Source organism: Streptomyces cahuitamycinicus, from assembly GCF_002891435.1.
In the GTDB taxonomy this organism is placed as follows: domain Bacteria; phylum Actinomycetota; class Actinomycetes; order Streptomycetales; family Streptomycetaceae; genus Streptomyces; species Streptomyces cahuitamycinicus.
Genome location: NZ_POUC01000566.1, coordinates 1 through 4,157 on the forward strand (window position 1 = coordinate 1; position 4,157 = coordinate 4,157).

Sequence of the window (4,157 nt, forward strand, 5' to 3'; positions counted from 1 at the left end):
GCGGTGCGTCGTCCGGGGCGGTGGGCCGGGCGCCGGGCCTACGGCGGCTCCCCGGTGCGGGCAGCAGAGCCAGGAGCGAGGTCATCGCCGCGAGGGTTATGACCACACGCGTGGTGGTGAAGGTCTCGCTGAGGTAGAACGGCTCCACCGCGATGACCGCCAGGCACAGGCTGAGCAGTACGGCGAGGAACGCGGTCTCCACGACGTACGGCCAGCCCCTCTCGTGCCAGGGCGTGGGCCTGGCCCACCGCGTGGCCGCGAACCCCGGGCACAGCAGCAGGAACACGCAGACGACCAGCGTGCGGGGGACGCCCCCGTCGGGCAGGGTCAGGGTCGCGGCGAGCGCGAGCCAGCCGGACAGCGCGAGTGCGATGCGCAGCGGCCATCGCCGACGCGGCGGAAGGCTCATGGGGAGCGTGGTCATGACGCCTCTCCCGCGTCGGGGTTCTGGTAGCGGAAGACAACGGCGTCCTGGTTGCGGAACACCCGCACGAAGCCCCAGGTGTTCGACATCGCCTCGTCCATGCGCTGCATGGTGTCGGCCGGCAGGGTCCCGTTGAGGTAGCACTCGGCGGCCTGAGCGCGGCTCAGCACGATGTAGGCCGGCTCCCGCACGGTCGCCCCGTCGATAAACGGGTCCAGCCCTTCGATCGGGTTCTCCACAAGTCGCTGGCGTACTTCCAGATCCTGTTCGTTGAGCTGGATCCGCGGATGCTTGTCGTAGTTCATCTCCAGGCCGGGCACGTCCGACGTGAGGGAGACGATGAGGGACCCTGGAGGGGTGGTGGCCGTGACGAAGTGGGTGGCCGCCACCTCGTCCTCGGTGAAGTAGTTGGCCGATTCCTTGCCGTAGTAGCCGAAGAGCAGCCCGCCGAGCATCGCCAGCAGCAGCGGGGCGACCATGAGGACACGCAGTCGTGGATGTCTTCGGGATTCGAACAGCAGGGCCGCGATGAGCAGGGCGGCGGCGGGCAGCGCGAACAAGTAGGCGCGGAAGATCATCTCGCCGCCGTAGGAGTTCGCGATCAGGACCGGCATGGGGGCCAGGACGAGCAGCGGCATGCCGGTACGGCGGGTCCAGCGGCGCCGGACGAACGCGAGGGCCGCCAGCAGGAACACGGCGGCGGACAGGCCGCGGTCGACCCAGGAGACCATCACCTGCCCGGGCGCGGCGCTACCCAGGGTCGCCAGTCCGGAGACCACGTTGGAGTCGGGTTCCAGCAGCGCGCCGACGAACTCGCTCAGATTGGCCGAGACGAACGGTCGCGCGACGGTGGCGTCCCAGACCACGGTCAGCAGCACTCCGGCGCCCAGCACCGGCAGCAGGACCCGCCGGTTGCGGCGCGGGAGGGACAGGGCGACCAGGGCGCTGACCATCATCAGCGGGGTCAGCGGGTGAGAGCAGACGATCACGCCCATGATCAGCACGGCGAGCAGGAATCTGCCGGCGGGCCATGCCCTGGCCCGGTCGCCCGGTGGCCGCTCGGCGAAGGCCCGCAGCTGTCCCATCACGAGGGCGATCAGTGCGACGAAGAGCAGGAACGCGAACGCCTGGGGCGCGAAGTAGTCCTGCCCGACCCACGAGCAGGAGTAGAAGATCCAGACCGCTCCCCAGATCAGCCTCCGGTTCGTGGTCACGGCCCGGTAGATCAGCAGCAGCGGGGCGAGCAGCAGGACGTTGTTGACCGGCGGGGCCCACACCGCGTAGCCGAGCGCCGACTCCAGGCCGGTGGCCTGCACCACCAGTGCGTTGAGGTGGAAGAAGCCCGGCCACTGGTCGTAGACGTCGAGTTTCTCCGCGCCGGGCACGCTGCCGCCGTTGCGGATCATGGCGTCCACGACGGCGACGTGCTTCCACGCCCAGCCGTAGCGCAGGGTGGGGTACAGCAGCGCCGGGGTGGCGTGCAGGATCGCGATCAGACCGAGGACGTAGGCGGCGAACCAGCCGCCCCGGGTCCGCCGGTCGGACAGGGCCACGCAGAAGCCGACGGCGAGCAGCCCGAGAGCGGCCCAGAAGAGCACCGGAAGCACCTGGAGCAGGCCCAGGTCGGTCATGGCGTCCAGATTCACGTGGCGCAGGGAGAGCAGCCACAGGACGAGCGCGAGGGGCAATGCGGCCCGGGCCGCCCACTGCAGTGCCGTCGTGCGCCGCCCGCCCGACGGTCCGACCGGCGTCCCATCGGGTCGCCGCGTCTCCAGGGGAGCACGCGGCGACCACTGACCGGTCGTCAGCGGCGAACGCTTGCCCATGGATATGCCTCCCGCACAGCGGGTGCGACGACCGGGCCGAGGGCGCCATCCGTGGCGCTTCCTCCATCGGCACACACCAGAGATCCAGCCGACCAAGATGCGGCATAAGTGCTAAAAATTACGTTACTGCCGTTTGCTGTGACCGGCAGCGCGGATGGACCGACGGTCAGGGGAGAGCAGTGACACCACGACTGATGACGCCGTTCCGGCCGGTGCACCGCATGCGGACGTCGTTCGTCGCCGCCTGCGCCGCCCTCGCGATGCTCCTCCCGGTCGCGGGCTGCGGCTCCTCGGACCAGGGCAGCGGCGTCCCCCGGCCGGACCACATCGTGGTGGTCGTCGAGGAGAACCGGGGCTACGAGGACATCATCGGCTCGCCCGAGGCCCCGTTCCTCAACGAACTGGCCCGCAAGGGCGCCAATCTGACCCAGTTCTTCGCCATCACCTATCCGAGCCAGCCGAACTATCTGGCTCTGTTCTCCGGTTCCACGCAGGGCGTCGACAACGACTGCCCGAACGATTTCTCCTCCCGCAACCTCGCCTCCCAGCTGCTGCAGGCCGACCTGACGTTCACCGGCTACGCGGAGAGCCTGCCGAGCGTCGGATTCAAGGGCTGCACCAGCGGCCCCTACGTGCGCCGGCACGCACCGTGGGTGAACTTCACCAACCTGCCCGACTCGGTCAACCGCCCATGGACGGACTTCCCGGAGGACTTCTCGGACCTGCCGGAGGTCTCCTTCGTCATCCCGAACCTCGACAACGACATGCACGACGGCGGCATCGAACGGGGCGACGCCTGGCTGCGGAAGAACCTCGGGGACTACGCCGACTGGGCGATGGCCAACAACAGCCTGCTGGTGGTCACCTGGGACGAGGACGAGGGCGGCGAGGACGAGGACAACCACATCCCGACCGTCGTCGTCGGCGAGCAGGTGGAGCCGGGCGACAACGACCAGCCCAACAACCTGTACGGGCTGTTGCGCACCATCCTGGACGCCTACGGCCTCGACCCGCTCGGCCACAGCGCCGAGGCCGAGCCCCTGGACATCTTCAAGGGCGACGGCTGACCGGCGCGGTCAGGCGTCCTGGAACCGGATCACGCGACCGGCGCGGTCAGGCATCCTGGAACCGGATCACGCGTTTGACCGCCGTGCGCAGTCCGCGCTCGGCCCTGGAGACGGGCAGCCGCTCCCGCCAGTAGCGGGGGGACGGGCGGCCGACCGCTCCGAAGCCGGCCTTGAAGTGCTCCAGCGAGGATCCCGGGGCCGACTCCCCCAGGTCGAAGATCCCGCAGCCTGCCTCGCACGCCTCCTCGATGGCCAGCCGGGTCAGCAGCGGGACGGCCCAGATCCGGTGGGCCAGGTCCCGGTTCATGGCCGCCCGCCAGTACTTGGCGTACGGGCCGTGCCGCAGGACGACGATGGACGCGGCGGGCTCTCCGTCACGCCAGGCCACCCAGATCGCACAGGATTCGCCGAATCGGGCGGCCACGGTGGCCAGTCGCCCCATGGGGAACTCCCGCCGCTGGCGCCACCGGGCCAGAGCCAGCGGCTCGTGCTGCTTCCCGGCCCAGCGCTCGATGGACTGGTCGTACAGTTGCTCGAAGACCGGGACGAGTCGGCCTGTGCGGTCCACCTCGACCTCGACGTGCGCCTTATCGGCGCGTTTGACGTCACGCCGGACCCGGGTGTGGAAGCGGTCACGCCACACGACGCCGAAGCCGCCCTCGAGGTCCACCGCCTGCGTCATGTGTGGTTCCAGCCGGAAGGCTCCCGGGGCGGCCCGTTGCCACAGCTCCGCGCCCTGCGGCCGCAAGCGCACCCCGACGCGCAGGGCGGGCAGGCGCGCCAGGTCGTCGAAGACCGCCCGTGCCTGTTCGTACCCCGCCCCCCCTGGCGTCACCGGCC

Annotated in this window: 4 protein-coding genes; 1 reads left to right on the forward strand and 3 read right to left on the reverse strand. The window is 70.1% G+C overall.

The annotated features are described in order from the left end of the window. Both C1J00_RS39320 and C1J00_RS39325 read right to left on the reverse strand, forming a co-directional pair. A partial coding sequence (locus tag C1J00_RS39320) for a hypothetical protein (RefSeq protein ID WP_102913664.1) occupies positions 1–424 on the reverse strand: 424 nt, incomplete at its 3' end. Continuing rightward, positions 421–2,250 (reverse strand): glycosyltransferase, encoded by a 1,830-nt coding sequence (locus C1J00_RS39325; RefSeq protein ID WP_102913665.1) that lies wholly within the window; start codon positions 2,248–2,250, stop codon positions 421–423. The genes C1J00_RS39325 and C1J00_RS39320, both read right to left, overlap by 4 nt. A 179-nt stretch (positions 2,251–2,429) precedes the next feature. Between C1J00_RS39325 and C1J00_RS39330 the strand changes: the two genes are divergently transcribed. Further along, positions 2,430–3,317, forward strand: coding sequence for an alkaline phosphatase family protein (locus tag C1J00_RS39330; protein ID WP_245936688.1), 888 nt, complete (start codon positions 2,430–2,432; stop codon positions 3,315–3,317). 46 nt (positions 3,318–3,363) lie between these two features. Here the strand turns inward: C1J00_RS39330 and C1J00_RS39335 are convergent. Further along, the coding region (locus tag C1J00_RS39335) for a GNAT family N-acetyltransferase (protein WP_146046351.1) at positions 3,364–4,157 on the reverse strand (794 nt) is incomplete at its 5' end.

Bases quoted from the DNA above. Each gene is read 5' to 3' on its own strand.
- C1J00_RS39325 (WP_102913665.1), bottom strand. From the start codon at position 2,250: ATGGGCAAGCGTTCGCCGCTGACGACCGGTCAGTGGTCGCCGCGTGCT.